Annotated in this window: 22 protein-coding genes and 1 pseudogene; 9 read left to right on the top strand and 14 right to left on the bottom strand. The window is 33.5% G+C overall.

Going from position 1 to position 19,748, the window contains the following annotated elements; genetic code table 11:
* The first annotated feature begins 20 nt into the window (after positions 1 to 20).
* Genes EW093_RS10005 through EW093_RS09990 form a run of 4 tightly spaced genes read left to right on the top strand, consistent with a single transcriptional unit; the run spans position 21 to position 4,195 of the window.
* Positions 21 to 1,004, top strand: a complete 984-nt coding sequence (locus EW093_RS10005; RefSeq protein ID WP_149568270.1) for a BMP family ABC transporter substrate-binding protein — start codon at positions 21 to 23, stop codon at positions 1,002 to 1,004.
* Positions 1,004 to 2,374, top strand: coding sequence for an ATP-binding cassette domain-containing protein (locus EW093_RS10000; RefSeq protein ID WP_149568269.1), 1,371 nt, complete (start codon positions 1,004 to 1,006; stop codon positions 2,372 to 2,374). The genes EW093_RS10005 and EW093_RS10000 overlap by 1 nt, the downstream gene beginning before the upstream one ends.
* The gene (locus tag EW093_RS09995) at positions 2,367 to 3,389 is read left to right on the top strand and encodes an ABC transporter permease (RefSeq protein ID WP_149568268.1); all 1,023 of its coding nucleotides are present in this window, start codon (positions 2,367 to 2,369) and stop codon (positions 3,387 to 3,389) included. Before EW093_RS10000 ends, EW093_RS09995 begins: the two co-directional genes overlap by 8 nt.
* Positions 3,389 to 4,195 carry an ABC transporter permease gene (locus tag EW093_RS09990; RefSeq protein ID WP_149568267.1) on the top strand — a complete coding sequence of 269 codons (807 nt, stop codon included), beginning with the start codon at positions 3,389 to 3,391 and terminating at the stop codon, positions 4,193 to 4,195. Before EW093_RS09995 ends, EW093_RS09990 begins: the two co-directional genes overlap by 1 nt.
* Here EW093_RS09990 and EW093_RS09985 read toward each other — a convergent pair.
* Both EW093_RS09985 and EW093_RS09980 read right to left on the bottom strand, forming a co-directional pair.
* Positions 4,192 to 4,983: a hypothetical protein gene (locus EW093_RS09985; protein ID WP_149568266.1), complete on the bottom strand. Its 792-nt coding sequence runs from the start codon at positions 4,981 to 4,983 to the stop codon at positions 4,192 to 4,194. The genes EW093_RS09990 and EW093_RS09985 overlap by 4 nt on opposite strands.
* Positions 4,983 to 5,669 carry an IspD/TarI family cytidylyltransferase gene (locus EW093_RS09980; protein ID WP_149568265.1) on the bottom strand — a complete coding sequence of 229 codons (687 nt, stop codon included), beginning with the start codon at positions 5,667 to 5,669 and terminating at the stop codon, positions 4,983 to 4,985. Before EW093_RS09980 ends, EW093_RS09985 begins: the two co-directional genes overlap by 1 nt.
* A gap of 63 nt (positions 5,670 to 5,732) precedes the next feature.
* Between EW093_RS09980 and EW093_RS09975 the strand changes: the two genes are divergently transcribed.
* Together EW093_RS09975 and EW093_RS09970 are read left to right on the top strand one after the other, a co-directional pair.
* A complete protein-coding gene (locus EW093_RS09975; protein WP_149568264.1) occupies positions 5,733 to 6,989 on the top strand; it encodes a condensation domain-containing protein in 1,257 nt (418 codons plus the stop codon).
* A gap of 2 nt (positions 6,990 to 6,991) precedes the next feature.
* A complete protein-coding gene (locus EW093_RS09970) occupies positions 6,992 to 7,669 on the top strand; it encodes a DUF6320 domain-containing protein (RefSeq protein ID WP_149568263.1) in 678 nt (225 codons plus the stop codon).
* Here EW093_RS09970 and EW093_RS09965 read toward each other — a convergent pair.
* The gene (locus EW093_RS09965) at positions 7,649 to 8,764 is read right to left on the bottom strand and encodes a coiled-coil domain-containing protein (protein WP_149568262.1); all 1,116 of its coding nucleotides are present in this window, start codon (positions 8,762 to 8,764) and stop codon (positions 7,649 to 7,651) included. The genes EW093_RS09970 and EW093_RS09965 overlap by 21 nt on opposite strands.
* A gap of 157 nt (positions 8,765 to 8,921) precedes the next feature.
* Here EW093_RS09965 and EW093_RS09960 point away from each other — a divergent pair, with 157 nt between their 5' ends.
* Entirely contained in the window at positions 8,922 to 9,386 is a 465-nt protein-coding gene (locus EW093_RS09960) for a DbpA RNA binding domain-containing protein (protein ID WP_149568261.1), read from the top strand.
* On the opposite strand, the gene EW093_RS09955 is transcribed toward EW093_RS09960, so the two are convergent.
* The gene (locus tag EW093_RS09955) at positions 9,383 to 10,261 is read right to left on the bottom strand and encodes a hypothetical protein (protein WP_149568260.1); all 879 of its coding nucleotides are present in this window, start codon (positions 10,259 to 10,261) and stop codon (positions 9,383 to 9,385) included. The two genes, EW093_RS09960 and EW093_RS09955, sit on opposite strands and share 4 nt — an antisense overlap.
* Before the next feature lie 43 nt (positions 10,262 to 10,304).
* Here EW093_RS09955 and EW093_RS09950 point away from each other — a divergent pair, with 43 nt between their 5' ends.
* Positions 10,305 to 10,934 carry an MBL fold metallo-hydrolase gene (locus tag EW093_RS09950; protein ID WP_149568259.1) on the top strand — a complete coding sequence of 210 codons (630 nt, stop codon included), beginning with the start codon at positions 10,305 to 10,307 and terminating at the stop codon, positions 10,932 to 10,934.
* On the opposite strand, the gene EW093_RS09945 is transcribed toward EW093_RS09950, so the two are convergent.
* A complete protein-coding gene (locus EW093_RS09945; protein WP_149568258.1) occupies positions 10,931 to 11,299 on the bottom strand; it encodes a hypothetical protein in 369 nt (122 codons plus the stop codon). The genes EW093_RS09950 and EW093_RS09945 overlap by 4 nt on opposite strands.
* A 55-nt stretch (positions 11,300 to 11,354) precedes the next feature.
* Entirely contained in the window at positions 11,355 to 11,711 is a 357-nt protein-coding gene (locus EW093_RS09940) for a TraR/DksA family transcriptional regulator (RefSeq protein ID WP_187759667.1), read from the bottom strand.
* A 125-nt stretch (positions 11,712 to 11,836) separates the two neighbouring features.
* On the opposite strand from EW093_RS09940, the gene infA reads away from it, so the two are divergent.
* Positions 11,837 to 12,055, top strand: coding sequence for a translation initiation factor IF-1 (gene infA, locus EW093_RS09935; RefSeq protein WP_149568256.1), 219 nt, complete (start codon positions 11,837 to 11,839; stop codon positions 12,053 to 12,055).
* On the opposite strand, the gene EW093_RS09930 is transcribed toward infA, so the two are convergent.
* The 8 genes and pseudogenes from EW093_RS09930 to EW093_RS09895 all read right to left on the bottom strand — a co-directional run bounded on the left by EW093_RS09930 (position 12,052) and on the right by EW093_RS09895 (position 19,748).
* A complete protein-coding gene (locus EW093_RS09930) occupies positions 12,052 to 12,516 on the bottom strand; it encodes a Smr/MutS family protein (protein WP_149568255.1) in 465 nt (154 codons plus the stop codon). The genes infA and EW093_RS09930 overlap by 4 nt on opposite strands.
* A 1-nt stretch (position 12,517) precedes the next feature.
* Positions 12,518 to 14,536: a BatD family protein gene (locus EW093_RS09925; protein WP_149568254.1), complete on the bottom strand. Its 2,019-nt coding sequence runs from the start codon at positions 14,534 to 14,536 to the stop codon at positions 12,518 to 12,520.
* The gene (locus tag EW093_RS09920; RefSeq protein WP_149568253.1) at positions 14,491 to 15,075 is read right to left on the bottom strand and encodes a tetratricopeptide repeat protein; all 585 of its coding nucleotides are present in this window, start codon (positions 15,073 to 15,075) and stop codon (positions 14,491 to 14,493) included. Before EW093_RS09920 ends, EW093_RS09925 begins: the two co-directional genes overlap by 46 nt.
* Positions 15,057 to 16,043: a vWA domain-containing protein gene (locus EW093_RS09915; protein ID WP_149568252.1), complete on the bottom strand. Its 987-nt coding sequence runs from the start codon at positions 16,041 to 16,043 to the stop codon at positions 15,057 to 15,059. The genes EW093_RS09920 and EW093_RS09915 overlap by 19 nt, the downstream gene beginning before the upstream one ends.
* Complete coding sequence (locus EW093_RS09910; RefSeq protein WP_149568251.1) at positions 16,040 to 17,044, bottom strand: VWA domain-containing protein; 1,005 nt, start codon at positions 17,042 to 17,044, stop codon at positions 16,040 to 16,042. Before EW093_RS09910 ends, EW093_RS09915 begins: the two co-directional genes overlap by 4 nt.
* The gene (locus tag EW093_RS09905) at positions 17,031 to 17,903 is read right to left on the bottom strand and encodes a hypothetical protein (RefSeq protein WP_149568250.1); all 873 of its coding nucleotides are present in this window, start codon (positions 17,901 to 17,903) and stop codon (positions 17,031 to 17,033) included. The genes EW093_RS09910 and EW093_RS09905 overlap by 14 nt, the downstream gene beginning before the upstream one ends.
* Positions 17,900 to 18,772 (bottom strand): DUF58 domain-containing protein, encoded by an 873-nt coding sequence (locus EW093_RS09900; RefSeq protein ID WP_149568249.1) that lies wholly within the window; start codon positions 18,770 to 18,772, stop codon positions 17,900 to 17,902. The genes EW093_RS09905 and EW093_RS09900 overlap by 4 nt, the downstream gene beginning before the upstream one ends.
* Positions 18,772 to 19,748: pseudogene (locus EW093_RS09895) on the bottom strand (AAA family ATPase). The gene EW093_RS09900 and the pseudogene EW093_RS09895 overlap by 1 nt, the downstream one beginning before the upstream one ends.

Genomic DNA, 19,748 nt, shown 5'->3' with positions numbered 1-19,748 from the left:
ATATTATTTTAAGAGGTTTTATGAAAAAAATAGCAATTATTTTAATGATTTTATTAGTTACTCCTATCTTTTCAAAAACAGATAGTGAGGGTGGAATAAAACAGATAGCAGTTTTTATTCCAGGAGTTATGGCAGGAAGTCCAATTTATGAAGATTTAGATGCAGGTGTTAGGCAGGCAGCAGAGGAGCATGGACTAGGTGTAAAAACTATTGAGGGTGGATTTGATGCTGCGAGTTGGCCTGAAAAAATCAAAGAGATTTCAGCGACAGGGATGTATGATCTTATTGTTAGCTCTAACCCCTCAATGCCCCAAATCATGTTAGAGGTTTCTGAAAGTTTTCCTACCCAGAAGTTTCTATGCCTAGATGGAAATATAGAAGGTTCTAAAAATATCTATACCGCAGAGTATAAACAGTTTGATCAAGCCTATATGGCTGGATATTTAGCAGGGTTAATAACACTAAGTAAGCTAGAAGGTGCAAATCCAGATAAAAAAGTAGGATTAATAGTAGCCTACCACTACCCAGTATTAGACAACGTTCTAATCCCAGGTTTTAAAAAAGGTCTAGCTGATGTTGATAAAGATATTACAGTGGATCTAAGAGTGGTTGGAAACTGGTGGGATGCTACTAAGGCTTCAGAACTTACTTCAATTATGATAAATGAGGGTGTAGATGTCTTTTTATCAATATCAGGAGGGGCAACTCAAGGGGTTATAAGCAAAGCACAAGATATGGGTAAATATATTATTCATTTTGACAGCAATGGATATAACAAGGCACCTGGCACAATTCTTGGTAGTACTGTGATCAAGCAAAAACAGCTCACATATAAATTAGTAACCGACTTTATAAATGGAGATCTTATTTTTGGTAATGCGGATCAATTTTCTGCACGGGATGGTTACATAGATTTTATCCAAGATGACCCACTGTATCAGAAATACGTACCACAGGATATTAAAGATAAAATGAGCAAAGTAGTAGAAAACATAAAAAAATAATGAATATAATAACAATGAATAACATTTCTAAGTACTTCTCTGTAAATAATACCCTTGCTCTAGATAAGATGCATATAGAGGTTGAAGAAGGAGAGATACACGCTATAGTTGGGGAGAATGGTGCAGGGAAATCAACCCTTATGAAAATTCTTCACAACATAGAGAAGTGTGATTCAGGGGAGATAACTATTTCTGGAAAAACAGGAATGGTCTCCCAACATTTTAGACTTATAGAAGAACTCACAATTTTAGACAACATTATAATTGGGGTTGAACCAACACATTTTGGTTTTTTATTAGATAGAGAGAAGGGGAAAAAAAGATTAGAAGAGATTCTAACTATATACGGTTTTTATCTAGATGTGGACCAAAAGGTCCGAGACCTATCAATTGGTCAGAAGCAGTTAGTAGAAATAATAAAAGTTATATTTAATAACTCAGATATACTTATTTTTGATGAACCAACCTCAGCCCTAAGCGAGATAGAAGCACAAAAACTTAGAAAAACTATACTTTCCCTAAAAAGAAATGGGAAAACTATAATTATAATCTCCCACAAAATAAAAGACATCTCGTCTATTTCAGATAGATTTACAATAATGAGAAAGGGTAAGTTTATAGAGACTGTAAATACAAAAAGTGTTAACCTTAATGATATATCTAGACATATGAGTGGTACTGATATAATAAAAACAATTATCGATACAACAAACCCCCAGGGTGAACCTCTATTTGAATTTATAGTAGACAATGTTGACGTGACGGTGCACGAAAGGGAGATTATTGGAATAACTGGTTACGGAGATTGTGGCCTTCATAGATTGGAAGAGGGTCTAGAAAAAATGAGCCTAGGTTTAAACAATATAGGTTATGTACCTTCTGACAGATTAACAAAGGGGGTTGAACTAAACTCCAAACTTAAGGAAACCCTAATTGCAAAGGATAGAAAATCTTTTTCAAAACACGGAGTTCTAAACTCTAAGAAAATTGATTCATTCTCTAGAAAACTAATAGATAAGTATAATATAAAGGGTTCTATCAATGCTCAAACAGGAACTCTAAGCGGGGGCAATCTACAAAAGAGTGTTTTAGCCCGTGTATTAGAACAGGACCCTAAAATACTAATACTGTGTAGTCCAACATGGGGAATAGATTTAGAGAGTTCAAACAATATATATCGGGATATAAAGAGTTTAAAACAGAGGGACAGAGGGATTTTACTACTCTCCTCCGATGTAGATGAAATTCTAAAACTGTCCAATAGAGTATTTGTTATGTATAAAGGTGAAGTAATAAAAGAGCTTAAAAATGATAAAAACTGTACACCTGAATTAATAGGGAGACTATCCTCAGGAATTACCCATGAATAAAATATTTAAACACCCTGTAATAATAATTATAATATTAACTATTGTTCCATCTGCACTTCTGATTCTTATATTAAGCAGCAACCCAATATTATCATTTTATGCATTTGTAACCGGGCCATTCTCTAATGTCTACAGTTTTGGAAATATGTTAAATAATGCGGCTCCACTTATGCTAACCTCCCTAGGAGCATTTATTGCATTAAAATCCAACAGTTTTAACTTAGGAGGAGAGGGTCAGGTCTATCTAGGAGCTACAATTACAGGTATTCTATCGATATACCTAAATAATACTATAGGAGTTTTTACTCTTCCATTTATAATTATTGTAGCCCTTTTTACATCAGGGATATTAACCTGGATATCAGCTTGGTTAGAGATAAAATACAGGGTTAATAGTCTTATATCAACATACCTACTCTCAATGACTATAATTCATATATGCAACTACTTTGTAACTGGACCTTTTTTAATGGAGGGGAGTAATATTCTTACAACCTCAAAAATTAATAAATCCTATTATCTTCCTAAAATACTAGAGCCATCAGCTCTATCAGCAGGTTTCTTAATAGCACTAATATTAGTTATAATTATATCTCTATACTTAAAAAACACCCTTTGGGGTTACGAATTTACCATTTCTGGTAAAAATAGAGTTTTTGCGGAATCAATGGGTATAAAAAGCTTAAACTATAGGGTTGCGGGATTAACTATAAGTGGAGTACTCCATGGAGCAGCAGGGGTTATACTAGTTTTAGGTAATCACCACTCTGTAATTGTAGGAATTAATAACAACCTAGGCTGGAATGGTTTATCATCTGCCCTACTGGCGGGAAGCCGTCCAATAATGGTTATAATCTCCTCTCTATTCTACTCATTCTTAGATGCTGGTTCAAGTTATGCTACAATAACCTCAGACGTAACAATAGAGCTATCACAAATTATTAAAAGTGTTCTATTTTTTGTTATATCTTCAAGATTAATAAAAGATAAATTTATAAAAAGAGGTATTGAATAGTGGACTTCCTACAAACAATGGCCCCATTTCTCCTAGCGTCTATAGGAGGACTATATACAGAGTACTCAGGCACTACAAACGTAGCTATTGAGGGTTATATGACTATGGGAGCCTTCCTCTTTATTACTATAACAAAGGTAACTGGCTCCTTCTATTTAGGAGTATTTCTAGCCCTATCTATAATTACTGTATTAGGATTTTTACATGGGTTCTTAACAATTAAACTTAAGGCTAATCCTATAATTACAGGATTAGCAGTTAATATGGGTTTTTTTGGAATAATATCAGCTCTAGCATATAAGATATTTAGAACAAAGGGTGTTATACTTCTAGAAAATAGTAGAGAATTTGATACGAACTCAATAATACTTCTATCCCTATTAATTCCATTTTTAACAATATTCATAATGAAACATACTAGGTTTGGATTAAGATTAAAGGTTCGAGGTTTAAGTAAAAAGACACTTATCTATTCAAATATTAATCCAGATTTCTACAGGACTACAGCTGTTATTGTTTCAGGTCTATTTTCAGGGATTGCAGGTATTTTTTTAGGAATGGAGTTACGAAGTTTTATCCCTAATATAAGTGCCGGCAGAGGTTGGATATCCCTTGTTATTATTTATTTAGGAAGAAAAAATCCCATAGGAATTCTTTTAGGTTGTATACTCTTTTCAGTTACTCAGATGTTATCAAATTTTGGACAGAGTCAAGATATACCTTCGGATCTAATTCTAGCATCCCCATATATCTTTACCCTTATAGCCCTAATTTTAACATCAAAGAGCCAGAAACAGAGGGATTAGTTTGAAGCACCATCTTCAAAATCAATCCATGTATACCAATTCTCAATGTTAAGATACTTAGCCCAATAATCGGTCATTTTAATATCCCCAGTAATAGAATTCTCAAGGTTCTTTTTACTATATTCGTATAGAGTCTCTGATTTACTTCTTTTAACAATATAGTTTAAGTTATCTATAAAATCACTTCCAGTTATATCATCTATGATTTTTAAATATACATAGTTCATAATTGCTGATGTATTATAAATTATACTAGGGCTTAAACTCTCAACTTCTTTTGATAGGGTTAAGTTAAAATCTGTAAACTGAGAATTAATTATACTTTTTTGAAACTGCCTAAGATCTGGATAGTTATTATAGATCTCTTTCTCTACATTTAAGTTTGCAGGTTGACTAATTAACTGGTTGATAAGGCTTAAAACCCATGTAGAAGTTAAGTTATGATCATTTAAAACAACTTCCAAGTGTGGTTTTCTCTCCACCTCAAGGGCTATTCCCATCCTTGCATTGTTTAAATGGTCCTGATAAGCAACAGCTATCTTTCGGTTTTCTGGAGTCTCTTTAAACATTCTTATAATCTGTAAAGCCTTAGAAGCTACTAAATGGTTTATCTCTGGAGTATAGTTTGATGAGTAAGCCATTAGATGATTCTCATCAGCCTCCCTAGCACTCTTAACCTCTACCATAGAGGACATCTTATCATTTTCAAAAAGGAGGATCTCCTTACCTGTCTCTCTCTTTACCCTATCTAATATCTCTTCTACTGATTCTAATAATTTTAATCCCATTAAACCCTCGACCTGTTTTTTCGGCTATTTAATATTCCTTCAGCAACTGAAAAGTCATTTGCTGAAGTTATTTTTATATTCTCTTCTGATCCAGAAATAACTGCTACATCATACTTATAATAAAACATTAACGACGAGTCATCTGTAAAACTTCTACCATCTTTTATACTACAAATATGGGCTTTTAAAAGATCTTCCCTATTAAATTTTTGAGGAAGCTGCACATTAAAAAGCTCCTCCCTATTTAGTATAGAGTCTATTTTACCGTCCCTATGTTTTAATACTGTAAATGGAATATCTATGCCCATTGTGACATTTTGTGAAGGATGATTTGCAACTTTTAATAGCTCTTCATCTGTTATTAGTGGTCTAGCAGATTCGTGGAGTAATACTCGGCTACCACTACACTCTTTTAGACCATTTAAAACAGACTCCTGTCTAGTACTACCACCTTTTACAAACTTAATACAACTAAAACAGTTCTTATAGTTATTTAATAATTTAACTATTAGATCCTTAAAACCATCACCATAAACAACTACTAACTCTTCAACTAAATTAGCCTTAATTAGCTCATCAATACAGTAAAGAAAGATTACTTTTCCATCTAGTTCACAGTACTGTTTTGGTATGTTTTTGCCCGATCTAGACCCGACTCCACCTGATAATAATATTGTAGAAATCATGTTGGGATATTACAATAGTTAATAATTGTATTCAAGACCAAGAATATTAACTATACTTAAAATATGATTAAATGGTTTCCCTTGGATAATGCAGGGATATTCTATCCATCAATTGTCTCAGATAGAGTAACAACAGTATTTAGAGTATCTGCAACTTTAGATCATCCAATAAAGGTAAAAGAGTTACAAGAAGCGCTGGATAAAACAATGGAGGATTACCCCCAGTTTAATGTACAGTGTAGAAGAGGATTTTTCTGGTTCTACTTTGAAGAGAATAAAAAGAGGTTATTATTAACCCAAGATAGTCTATATCCATGTAGAAAGATTCCAATTAGAAGAAGAGGTATTCACCCTATACAGGTAAAAGTTTTTCACAATAGGGTTGCTGTAGAAGTAAGCCATGCATCAACTGACGGAACTGGAGCTTTTATTTTTTTACAACACCTAATACATCAGTATTTTATAAGGTTAGGCTACACTATAAGCCATCAAGAGATAACTGAAGAACTAAAGAAAGAGCAACTAGAAGACTCTTTTAAGAAATATTTTAAACCACAAATTCCACCTCCTAGAAAGAGTGATAAAGCCTTCCATGTACCATGGAAGGCTGAGTCTAAAGAGGTTTACAATATAATAACAGGGTATCTCCCTGCAGATAGAGTAAAAGAAGTAGCAAAGAGTTTTGGTGTAACAATAACAGAGTACCTCTTAACTGTTTTAGGTTACTCATTACAGGAAATTCTATTATCATTCCCACCTAAGAAGAGAAGAAAACACTCCAAACCGTTTAGATTAATGGTTCCAATTAATCTAAGAAAGATTTTCCCATCAAAAACACTAAGAAACTTTTTCTTAAGTATAGAACCAAGTTTTGACCCAGAGTTAGGAGAGTTTACCTTTCAAGAGATTCTAAAAATCATCCACCATTTTATGCAAGTGGAGGTGAATGATAAGTATATATCCAGACAGATATCCAGGAATATTAGAGGACAGATGGAGAGTAAACTTATACCGCTGTTTATTAAAAACATAATACTTAGATCCCTATATATAAAAATGGGGGAGAGTAAATACTCAACTAGTATATCAAATATGGGTATTGTAGAGTTTGATGAATCAATAAAAGAGAGAATTAAAAATATAGAGTTTATTCCACCACCATCTGCACTATGTAAAATTAAAGCTGGTGTTGCCACTTATAATAATAAAATGTCAATCTGTTTTGGAAGCATTGTTAAAGAGACACAGTTAGAACAGCTGTTTTTTAGTCACCTTATTAAAGATGGTATACCCGTAGAAATAGAGAGTAATAGGAGTTAAAGATGCCCTACTGTATACACTGTGGTGTTAAACTAAACCATAGATATTCAAACTGCCCACTATGCCAAATTCCAGTGGAGTTTCCAGAAAAAAGAAAGGAGACAAATCCTCTATACCCTAAAGATATTAACAAAATTTCTATAATTAAAGGACAGGCGAATAGCCGAGACATAAATACTATTCACTTTTTAAGATTTATTACAATTTTAACAATACTACTAACAACAGGAATAAACTACTACTTAAAGGGAGTTCTAAGCTGGTCCTTAATTTCTACTATTTCTCTAATTTTTATATATATGATTGTAACAGCAACACTACATCTAAAAAGAAACCCGCTACTTCTATATATCTATTTAAATGTAATTCTGGGCCTATATCTATACTTATTAGATGTTCTAATAATTGGTTTAGACTGGTTTATTTTTTACGCACTACCCTGCTTTATATCTATACAGGTAATATCATTAATAACAAAAATTTTATTCTATTTTATTAAATCAAAACTACTAAGAAGTGTAACCTTATTAGTAGTCACAGATATATTTCTAATTTTAATCAATTTAATAACAGCAAGGGGTTTTACGTGGTCACGTATAACTACATCAATAATTGTTCCCACTTCACTCTATTTAATATTTTTTTATTTCAAATCAAGGTCAAAGAGGGTTGTCATTTAACCATTTTAAAAGTAGTTCACTCTCTCCAACAACCTCTGTTAAATTAGCTTTATTTTTCTCTAAAGTCTCAGTTAGCTTCTCAATATGCTCCCTTTCAACCTTTAGACTCTCTTCCCTCTCTTTGATCTCTTTTAAGAGTTTGTTATACTTTTTCTGTTTCTCAAGGTAGACTAGTTCTTTCTGTTTCTCTTCTAATTTTTTATTTAACTCTTTATAGACACCTAGCTTCTCATCTACCTCAGGGTTTTCCCAGGTCTCTTTATTAATGGAAACAACATGCTCTCCAAGATCTACTAAAAGTTTAGAAACCCTATTTTGAGCATCAACAATCTGTTTTTCACACTTATCGTATACACTTTTTAATTTTAACCCGTCACTCTCTTCTTTTATTTTCTGCTCATTATCACTAATTCTTTTATTTAATGATATTAACTTCTCATTTTGACTTTTTAAGCTATTTTGTAACTTATTATACTCCTCTAAAACATCGAGTAGCGACTCATTACTCTCATCCTTTACTAACTGGGGAGTATTAGTATAAACCTCTCCTAGCTTTCTAAAATTTGTTAAGCTCTGTTTATTATTAAGACGAATCTCTTTTTTTATCCCTCTAACATGGAAGGGTGTGGAAAATATATTTAAAAAACTTTTTTTTGAAGCACTGTTCTCATAGGAGTAGAGTTTATTTTCCAGGGATTCAGATCGAGCCTCTCCCTCCTTTAACTCCTTATACAGTGTTGCTATTTCGGGGTAAGCTAACTCCTTTTCCCCTACAAAACAGAAAAGTTCAACACCTACTTTCTCGTATATAGATCCCATACCGGATTTTATATCCTTAATTTTTTCATGGCATAACTTTACATCTTCTTCTGCCTCGGTAATTGAAAGGTTGTAACTCTTTAACTCTTCCATCCTATTTTTAATTATTGGGATTTCACTCTCAATCCTCTGGATATCTTCTATTATAGAACTATCTTCTAACTCTATATTTGAATCAAAGAAGATTTCACCTAATTGACCTATCCTCTCATTTTTTTCTATCTCTATGGATTTAATATCCTTTTTTACTAAATTTATCTGTTCACTATCTTTCATTTTATTACATCCTATCTTAAAGATAATATATTATTAACATTTTACAAGGTTTTTAAGACCCTTTCTACTAATTAACACATACCACTTTCCACTATTTGCATTATAGATTATCATAATAGTCATAAACAATCATTTTTAATTTTATCAAGGAGATAAGGTGAGTAACAAGAACCAGGAGTTCTCAGAATTAAACGAGAGCCTAGAACCATCTATCAAAAGCATTTTAGAATCAATTAAGTCAAGTTCAGATTTAGAAACACTGCTTTTATACAAAAAATTATTTAAAAAGAATGTTCCATTGAATTTAAGATCTTATGTATCTGCATTTCTTTTAAAAGAGTACCTAGGAAAACCAAGAAGAAAAAATACAAAAAAAGCTGGTGAGAAGTCAATTTTCATTAACATAGGTAAAAATAGAAGAGTATACCCTTCTGACTTAATACAGCTTGTATCCAAAACAGCTGAGATAGAAAAAGAGAGTATTGGTAACATTAAAATTTTAGATAACTACTCCTTTGTAAATGTTGCGGGAGAGAAAGCGGATAAAGTAGTATCAGCCCTTGATAGCACAGAGTATCGAGGTAGAAAACTTACAGTAAACTTTGCAAAAAAAGATATCTAATTAAAAATAATAAGCTGGAATAGTTTAAATAAAATTATTCCAGCAATAATCAAGTTACATAAATATCCAAGAACATATAATAGTAGAGAGAGTTTTTCCACAACCTTAGATTTCTTTTTAAAAAGAGAAGATCTTTCAACCCTTCCCTTTAATCTATCTAAGTCTGATAATACCGAGTATCGTAAAGCGATATCCCAACTCTTCCTATATTTAATATAAAAAAACAACCCTGGTGGTAGAATAAAATAGAATGGGGTCCCAGCCATAAGTAATAGATAAAATGAGTTAATTTTATTAAAACTGGTCTTATATGAAAAGTAACTTAATATAATAAGAATTAATACACCTGTAATATAAGCGTAGGGAGTATAACTATTCCACATTTCGTTTTTATCCCGCCCTTTTGCCAAGAGTTGATCAAAAATTTTCCCTTGCCCCTCTCGTACAACAACTAACAGGTCTTCTAATTCTGACCCAACTAAATAGGGTACTCCTCCATCATACTTAAGGTTACCAAAAACAAAAAACTCAGTACCTTCTACCAGGGATGAGATATCCCTCCATTGACTCTTATAAACCTCATCATTATTTTTTGATAGAGTGTAAATATTCAACTTTTTCAAGTTTATACAGATAGATAGAGACTCCCCTTTTAACCAAACAATATCATCACTTTTAAAGGATTCTAGAAGACCACAAAAGGAGAAGGAGGAGCCCTCTACTAAGTTATTATATTCAAGGGCAGGAACCATACTATACTTAAAGAGTAAATTCCTGAAAGTACTCCACCTCCTTCTAAGTGAGATAGCCCCAAAACCTGGTATTAAAATAAAAAAAAGAAGATAAACAACTAAACCTAAAATAACTAAAATCATATATAACCCTTGATGTTTGATATATTTTTAGTATCATATTACTATGATAGAAACAATAATAACAGGAGATTTAGGAGTTAATACCTATCTCTTTAATTTTAGTGATAATAAAATTGTAATAGTAGATCCAGGTTCAGATGAGGATAAGATTATAAAAAAAATTGAGGTTTTAGATTTAAAACCAGAGGCTATACTATTAACCCACGGGCACTTTGACCATATAGGTGCTGTTAAAACTATTAAATCAAAATATAATATACCCGTTTATATCCATAGTGGAGATTCCGTTTTTTTAGGAGATAAAGGTAGTCAGACCCATTTAGAGATGTTTAAATCTATGGGTCAAAACAGTGATTATTTTTTCAACTCCTACTATGTAGAGAATGACCCTGCAGATTTTATAATAAAAGACGGTGATATACTTACAGATTTTTCATTAGAGGTTATTCACACCCCTGGACACTCTCCAGGTAGTGTCTGTTTCTACAGTAAAGATAAACAGGTTCTATTTACAGGGGATACAATGTTTAAGGGAGGAATGGGTCGTACCGATTTTATAGGAGGAAATTACAACCAACTTCTAAATAGCTTAGAAAAACTTAAGAAGCTTCCAATAGATACCAAGGTTTTCCCAGGGCATGGAGACAGCTCTACTATAGGGAGAGAGTCTTAAGCCGTTAAACTAAAGATAACTCCAGAGTCAAGATTTGATCCTGGTAGTGAGTTAAAATTGGGAGGATCTTCGTTTATTACTCTATGAACCTCACTCTCCAACTCTTCAACTTCAAAGCTGCTACTTTTATCCAAACTTAAGTCCTCTGCTGAGTTATTTAAATATGAAACCATGTTATCTATTATTTGAGCTCGGGAGAGGGATACTGGCTGCTGATTAGCTGCAGCTGGAACGCCACGTACATATTTAAATTGAGCATATACCGAGATACTAGAAGGTACTGGAACTTCAATTTTTGAGCTATTTTCAATTCTCCCAATATAATTACTAAATGAACCTATTTGTGATGATACAGAACTTATCACTTAACCCTCCTGATATTTAAATTATCGGAGGATTAAATAACTCTATTAGCTTTTTTTAATCTTTTATAAATCTTTCTCTTTGAGTTTTACATTTTACGCATAACACTGCATATGGCATTGCTTTTAGTCTATCTTGAGCAATTGTATGACCACATTGTGCACATATACCATAATGACCATTTTTCATCCGTGTTATAGCTGCATTTATCTTATTAAGTGTTTTAACTTCTAGCGCACTGGAAACATCTAAAATCTGCTTATCAAAATCGTTAGAAGCCAAGTCTACTAGATCTCTACCCTTATTACTATTTGTAGCCTGAAATGCGTTGAATTCAGAAGCAAGCAATTCAACTACATCCTTTTTTCTTGAGTCTAATTGCACCCTCATCTCTTCTAAAAAACTTTCAGTCATATCTCTTCCTTTCATATTTTTTATAAATTACGGTTAAATATACTATTATATGCATTTTTGTCAAGTGGTTGACATTGAAGATTATTCTGAATAGACTTTTATAAATTACATTTCAGGAGTCTTTTTTGGCTAAAGAAGAAGCAATAGAAGTACAGGGCGTAGTTAAAGAAGCTCTGCCTAACACTCAATTTAGAGTAGAATTACAGAATGAGCATATTATACTTGCACATTTATCAGGAAAAATGAGAAAACATTTTATTCGAATTGTACCAGGAGATAAAGTTACAGTAGCATTATCACCATATGATTTAACCCGAGGTAGGATTATTTTCAGAGAACGTTAATACTTAATAACGGCCCAGGTAGCACCCGCTCCACCCTCTTTTTCCGAGGGGTGGCCTATTTCTCCAATAAATGATAAAGCCTTTAACTCACCAATAACACCATCTCTTAAAACTGAATCACCGTTTGGTGAGTGAAGTCCTTTTCCGTGAATAATTAATATTTTCTCTATTTTTCTCTTTTTACACCTATAAAGAAAATCTTTTAGCTCAATAATCCCAGCGGCTAGGGAAAAGCCATGTAGGTCCAAAGTCTCTTGGGGTTTCATCCTACGATAATTTCTTCTCTTTTGCCTTGGAGTCATTTTTTCAGGAATGCCCTCTCCACTATCCTCATCAGGTGGATACATATCTAAAAATGAGGACATCGAAACTACTTTTTTTACCTTTTTAGGAGTATTAGTAGGTTCTTTCTTTAATCCCTTTGTACTTTCCCACTGATTTAAAATATCATCAAAACCCATTTTATCTCTCTTCTAAAACTAAAATGGTATCTTTAGATACCCAACCCTGAAGGCCATACTCGGTTTCAATTAGGTAGTCATCCTTCCATTCACCCTTAATATATACACAATTACCCTCTCCTAGTGTCATCCAATCTAGGGCCATCTCGTTAGGAACTTTAGTTAAAGGAGCCCCACCCTGGGATATTATTCCAGCATCTACTCTATTTTTAGAGTGTATAAAAATAAGCATAATAACAGAGAGTAGTGAGAAGAGTAGAGTTAAAAACAACATAGAGTAGGTAGTTACACTTTTAACTCTTAATAACCTTATTAATACTAAAACCAATAGATTAAAAAATATTAGAAGTATAATAAAAATATAGTCAGGATTAACTCCATTGGAGGTTTTTGCCTGCTTCTGGCTAGACTCCTCGGAGTCAGAGAGATAGAGTTTAATCTGCTTTATCTTACTGTTAGTTGGAGCTATTCTCTCAGCTAAACGAATATTGTATATTGAGTTTGCTACATTATCTAATTTATCCCATAGGATAGATTTATTTACAAAAATACCCCAATTATATGGAAGCTTCTCACTTAGATCATTGTATATTACAAGTGCACTTTCAAAGTCACCTGAATCTATATATTTATCTGCTGCAACTAACTCTCCCTGGTATTCAAAACCCTTTGCAAAAATTGCAGATGTTAAAAAGAGGGGCATTATTGCGATAGTCATAAGAAGGCCCTTCTTCCCTCTATTTTTCTTAATAGATTTAAATAGAGAGATTATTATATAAAAGAGTCCACTAAAACCTAAAAATAACCACATTAATGGATTTTTATATAAAAACATTCTATAAGATGAGATAATTTCAGGGGTTTTCATAAATGAGAGGAAGGGCATAATATCCTCGGATACGATCTTAACACTAACAACATTCAAATGGGAGATACTACCATTATAGAAGATTTCAGATCCGTTTTTATCAATCCAGCTCACTTCTGAAAGAGCGATCTCTTTAACTCCAGAATCTAATGCTTGCAGTGTTAAGTCTATCTCTCTCCAACCTAGATAACCATTATCAGTATAACTGATAGACTCATTTTCAGACTTATCAATTAAGATTAAGTTATCATATTTAATCTCTGGAAATTTAAAATATGGGAGATTCCCTTGTCCAGAAACCCGAACCTTATAATGAAACATATCCTCAGGTGTAACCTGTGATTCACTTATCTCTGTACTAATTAGGAACTCACCAACTCCCCCTGTTTCATTTAGATCTTTTACAGGTAGAACTTCAACTTCAAGAGAGCCTGTATAACGGGTTAAACCATTTATCTCAACTCTTACTGATGGGATTGTAACCATACCAGCCTCAAAGGGAGTATATATCCAAGATGCAACAGGGACTCTATACAGGTCCGCCTCCCCAACTCTTTCAGGATTAATATCACCAAGGCCAGAGACTTCTACAATCTCACCCTTTCTAGGATTATTAGTAACTACCCGATCTGGAAAGTTTATCTCTTCTAAATTATACGCCTCTACAACAAGGGGAAGTGATTCCCCAACAAAAATGGTCTTCTTAATATTTTTATTCCATTCTACAATTAAAGGATAATTATTAAATCTTTCATCATTATTAAAAATTTTTATAAGAGGAACCTCTACAGAGTAGAGTTTTTCTTTAACATAAATTTCTGCATTTGGTATTGTATAAACCCCAGACTCTTTACTCCTAAGAGCCCATGTAATCTGGTTAAACATCTGGTTTTTACCATCCACTCTTTTACGGTACGGCCTTACAATTGGCCCAGAGATTAGGGATAGTTCATCAGGAAGCTCAAGTTCTCCTACTTCAATATTTTCAGAATACAAAAAATCAGTCTGTATTTTTAATGTTATAACTCTACCAGTAATTAGTATATCAGGTAGAACTGACATCTCCTGGCCAAATAGAGAAGAAGATAACAAAAGCAATAAAAGTGCTACCAGTCGTTTTCTAACTCTTCTTCCTGGTAATTTAATCCCCATGTCATGGCCTCCTTCTGTCTTACATACTCTAATATTCGTTTGGTCTCATCAGTTGCACCTATGTCTCCACTATTTTTAACACTATCGGGAGCTTGATTATAGGTTGCAGCACTCATTTTATTTAAGCTCAACTCCAAATTTATTTTTGCCTTTATACTTGAAGGCATTAAAAGTAGAGCCTGTTTAAAATGGTTATATGCCAGTTCATAATTACCCTCTTGAAACTCAAGATATCCTTTATTATATAAGAGACTGAACTTTAAGCTTGAATTTGAATCTCCATTGGCCATATTCCACACCGCAAAAGCTGATGGGGACTCTCCTAGGGAGCTATAAACATTACCTAGATTGTAATAAAAATAATCTCTATTTGTTTGGGAATCTAATCCTGTTAAGTAGTCTATTATTGAGCCTTGATAATCACCACTTTTAAACTTTTGATTTCCTGCAAGAATTGTACTACTCTCTATAAGTCTCTCACAGGAGGTTAATAGAAGTAGGGATGTAATAATTATTATTTTTAAAAAATTTCTGACCATCTCCACTCCTTAATAAAAATATATAGTAGTAAAAAAACTAGAGCTAAAAGAAGAAAAGGTCTATATTGAACAACATTAATATATTTAATTCTTCCACCCACACTATCGTACTCCATGGATTTTATCTCCTGGCTCACTTGGGCTATAACCTGGGTATCTTCTAACTTATAAAACTTTCCATAGGTAAGATCAGCCAGATTTTCTAATAGGGAGTAGTCAGTTTTAGTAATTACCTCCCGCCCCTGTTTATTTAATACGTAGCCCTCGCCAATTGGTATATTTGAACCTTTTTCAGTTCCAGCAGCAATCGTATAGATAGGAATACCCTCATTAATTGAATCACCAACAACCTTGAAAACATCTCCCTCTAGGGCTTCTCCATCACTTATCATTAGAATAACCCGTTTATTACTACTATTACCTGAGAAGCTAGACATTGCTAAACGTAGAGCTTTTTCCTGGTTTGAACCAGGAGATGTTATTATGTTTGGGCTTACAGATGATAAGTAGGACTCTAATGCAAGTTTGTCCTCAGTCATAGGTACTGAGACAAATGCTTCACCCTTAAAAACAACTACTCCAAATTTACAGTCATCTATACTATCTATAACTGTAGTCATTAATGATATCGATTTTGATAACCTACTAGGTATAATATCCTGGGCGAGCATACTTCTAGAAACATCTAGTAAGAAGATTACCTCTAACCCGACAGAATCATCTTTTTTAGGTTTTTTTTGCCATGATATCCCACTTAATCCTATTAAAAGTGATAAAAGGGATAAAAGGAACATTAAACTAATAACAACATACCTTACTCGGTATATTCTTTTTACTGCAACAAATCTCCAGGTTCCTGTCAATTTTTTTAAATCTGAAATACCACTCATATAAAATAGTATTATTACAATAAATATAGGGATAAGTATAATATAGTACCAAAGCAGTTCTGGATTTGTTATCCTCATAAAATTTCCCCCAGGACACCCTTTCGAAGGATGAAGTAACCAATTAATGAGAAAAAACTAATTATAATAAATAGGTCATAAATAGGCCTGCTTTTAATTCTGGTCTCAATAATTTTTTTACTAGTCTCCAAATAATCAATTCCCTGTAAAACAGTCTCCAGCATACCGGGACTTGAAGCTTTATAAAAGTTCCCACCGGTTATTGCTGCAATCTCTTCTAAAAGAGTTTGGTCAAAACCACCAGCGGGAAGATCAGCCTTTGTAACTATCCCAGTCTCTGGATTTACAAACTCTATCTCAACAGGATCTACCCCTCCAATACCGATAGTATAAACCTTTATACCTAACTCCTTAGCTGCTTTAGCAGCGGATTCAGGAAGAACTTCCCCAGCGTTATTAACACCGTCTGTCAACAGGATAATAACCTTTGATGTAGAAGTACTATTTTTAAGATGAAGCACACTTACCGCAAGTCCCATTCCAATTGCAGTTCCCTGGCCCATACTCATTATCTTTAAGTTTTTAACACTACTTTTTACAGTCTCATAATCAAGGGTTAATGGTACTCGTAGAACTGCATCATCTGCAAAGGAGACGATACCTACAGAGTCATTTTCCCTTCCGTCAATAAACTTTTGTATTATATCTTTAGCTGATTCAAATCTATTTATAGGTGGAAAGTCTTTAGCTGACATACTAGGAGACTCGTCTAAAACTATAATAATATCTATCCCCTTAGAGAGGTAATTTGTCTCTCCTCCCACAACTGAAGGCCCAGCTAATGAGATAATAATAGAAAGGATTCCTATATACAGAAGTATTGTGGATAGAAGCTTAAAAAAGTTAACATTGTGTTGCGTTGTTTTAAAAATATTTCCACTCCATACACTATGGGAAAAGAGTAGCGCACCTCTATTCCGTTTTCTAAAATTTTGATATACAAATAATAGGGGAAGTATTAGTAGAAGGAAAAAGTATTGTGGTGTACTAAAAACGAGCATGACTCTTCTCCTTTCCTTCTAATTGATGGACAATTTCAATTATTGTTTTAAGATCTTTTTCACGGTGTAGAGTTGAAGCATTAGTATGGCTAAACTTAACTAGGTCGGCAAAACGACATATAGATAGTAGCTCCTCTGTAGAGTCTTCCTCCATAATTGTTCTTAACAAATAACTCATCTCCTTAGTAGTTGCAGAATAGAAGTCTTTATGAAATCTAACAGAGAGATAAACCCTTAACTGTTCAGTTATTACTACATAAAAAGATCTAACTGAACTCTCTTTAATACTACCCTTTAGCTGTTTTAATATTTTATAATAAGCTCTAAAAGGTTTCTCTCTTTTATATTTCTTGATGGCTATTTTTATTGAGAGATAAAGTGTTTTTATTATTAAAAATAGTATATATGGTCCAAAAACAAGTCCAACTAGTACAAATACGACTAATAAGCTTGTGCCAGGAGGTAACATTTGCGGGGATAGGGGTTGTAAACTAGAAAACTGATCATCCAAAATAGAGAGTGTTTGTATTTTAAACTCTTTTAGAATATGCTCTCCAAAAACAATATTTGGGATTACTCTTAGTCCTGGAGCAAAAGATGTAAAGGATATTCTAATAATTGACTCTTCAGGGCCACTTGATACTAAGTTTATACTTTTTATCTCTACCCACTCCCCTGTAGGTATCTCCAAAGGACTTACAATATCCCCATTAAAGGGGGTCTCAACATGTAGATGAAGGGTAACAAGGTCTCCTACATAGAAGTCCTTTGGTGTATAAACAGCCTTTATAACTTCTAACTCTTCACTAAATACTTGAAAAGATATAAAAAACAGAGTTACCAATAAAAAATTTTTCATCTCTTTTTCCTTTTATTAAAAAAGCTTAAAAGAGCTTGCCCTGGATCCTCTTCAGTATCAACCTCTAAAACACCAATACCTAGTTTTTTACAATTATTGAGCCATTGAAGCCTTTCCAGCTCCCAGAAATCCCTATATTTTTTTCTAAAACGTCTACTTCGTCCAAACCCGCTAATGATTTCACCAGTCTCTGGGTCTTCAAGGGGAATCAAACCTGTAGAAGGATAGTCTCTTTCTAACTTATCAATAATTCTAACAGCTATAACATCCTGCTTTCGAGAAAGAATAGATAACTCTTTATAATAATTAGCCGACCTAAAATCCGACAAGATAAAACATATCCCTCTCTTTTTCATTGATTCCTGGGCAGTTCTAAGTGCTAAAGCTAAGTCTGATCCTTTTTTCTTTGGTTTTAATGTTAAAACATCATGGATTAATCTTAATACATGCTTTTTCCCCTTCATAGGAGAAACAGAGTGCTCTATAATATCGGAAAACATAAGAACACCTACTCTATCGTTATTAGCTACAGCTGCAAATGCAATTATCCCAAAAATAGTCTCGGCCACAGATCTTTTACTTTTCCCACCACCAACTTCCGATAGGGAAGCGGAAACATCCATAACAATATTTAATATTAATTCTCTCTCTTCCTTAAATGTTTTAGTATAAGGCGCCTGCATTCGAGATGTAACGTTCCAGTCTATAAATCTAACATCATCCCCATCTTGATACTCACGAACTTCATTAAATTCAAGCCCTGGACCTTTAAATGTTGACCTATAATTTCCAGAAAACATTCCTTCAATTAGTTGGGTAGAGATTATTTGTAATCTTTTTACTCTACCAGAGAAGTCTATATCCTCCATTAAGGTACCGGAACAGAGGCTAAAATTTCTTTAATAACATCATCTGCTGTTAATGCTTCTGCTTCCGCCTCGTAGGAGAGAACAATTCGATGCCTTAATACATCATATACTACGCTTTTAACATCCTCAGGAAGTACATAATCCCTTCCTTCAAATAGGGCTCTAACCTTACAACATCTATAAATATAGATTGTTGCCCTAGGGGAAGCTCCAAATTCGATTAAACGTACAAATGGATACTTTCTATCTTTAACTCTAGAAGCTGTTACAATAGATACTATATATTTCTCTATCATCTCATCTATAGATATACTTTCCGCTGCTTCTCGTAATGAACTTATCATCTGTGTTGTAAGAATCTTCTTTACTGATATTTTAGAATCCTTACCCATTAGCTTTAATATTTGAAGCTCCTCTTCTGGGGATGGATAATCTACTAAGAGTTTCATCATAAATCTATCTAACTGGGCTTCAGGTAACTGATATGTACCCTCCTGTTCTATAGGGTTTTGTGTTGCTAAGACAAAAAAGGATTTGGGAGGGCGTAAGTATTTCCACCAATTGTAACCTGCTTCTCAGCCATAGATTCTAAAAGAGCGGCTTGAACTTTAGCAGGCGCTCGATTTATCTCATCTGCTAATATAATATTTGAAAAGATTGGTCCTTTTCTTGGAACAAACTCCCCACTCTCTTGTTTAAAGATCATAGTTCCTATTAAGTCGGCTGGTAGAAGGTCTGGTGTAAACTGAATCCTTTTAAAATCAGTATCAAAAACATCGGAAAGAGTATTTACAGCAAGAGTTTTTGCCAAACCAGGAACACCCTCTACAAGGATATGCCCACCTGCGATAATACCCATTATTAACCCATCAATAAACTTTGTTTGCCCTACAATCCTAGTGGCTATTTCAGCACGAGCTGTCTCAATTATCTTTCCAGCCTCTGTTATTTTATCATCTATTTTTATATCACTCAC

Source organism: Thiospirochaeta perfilievii (genome assembly GCF_008329945.1).
GTDB classification, from domain to species: domain Bacteria; phylum Spirochaetota; class Spirochaetia; order DSM-2461; family DSM-2461; genus Thiospirochaeta; species Thiospirochaeta perfilievii.
Note: the sequence above shows the minus strand (reverse complement) of the source record. Positions and strands in the feature narration are given on the sequence as shown.